General features: G+C 71.1%; 1 protein-coding gene. It reads left to right on the forward strand.

Going from position 1 to position 612, the window contains the following annotated elements; all coding sequences use genetic code 11:
- Positions 1–509: branched-chain amino acid ABC transporter permease (locus FNJ47_RS46450; RefSeq protein ID WP_163163508.1), on the forward strand; the 509-nt coding region annotated here is incomplete at its 5' end.
- Positions 510–612: the final 103 nt, after the last annotated feature.

Here is a 612-nt window from a genome sequence, read left to right on the forward strand (position 1 = left end):
GCGACGTGCCGCTCGACCTCGCCGGGGTCTTCATCAGCCGGTTCGACCTGTTCGCCGCGGCGGTCGCGGGCAGCCTGGTGGCGCTGTTCGCGCTGTTCTTCCGCTACACCCGCACCGGGCTGTCGTTCCGCGCGGTCGCCGACGATCCGTTCGCGGCGCTGGCGGTCGGTCTGCGGCTGCCGCGGGTCTGGGCCAGCGTATGGACCGCCTCCGGCATCGTCGCGCTGGTGGCGGGGCTGCTGTGGGGCGCCCGGCTCGGCGTGCAGTTCTCGCTGTCGCTGGTGGTGTTGAAGGCGCTGCCGGTGCTGGTGCTCGGCGGCTTCGATTCGATCGCCGGCGCGATCATCGGCGGACTGCTGATCGGCGCCATCGAGAAGCTCGCCGAAGTCTATGTCGGGCCGCTGTTCGGCGGCGGCATCGAGGCCTGGGCGGCCTATGTCGTGGCGCTGGTGCTGCTGCTGGTGCGGCCGTCGGGGCTGTTCGGGCAGAAGCTGGTCGAGAGAGTCTAGGCGATGAGCACAGCACCTTCGACAGGACAGCTTTCGCCCGGCGCCCGGGCCGTTGCAATCGCCATCGCGGCGGTGATCGCCTTCGGCGCCGTTCCGCTGCTCG

Origin of the sequence: Bradyrhizobium uaiense (genome assembly GCF_010811875.1) — a bacterium.
Taxonomy (GTDB): Bacteria; Pseudomonadota; Alphaproteobacteria; order Rhizobiales; family Xanthobacteraceae; genus Bradyrhizobium; species Bradyrhizobium uaiense.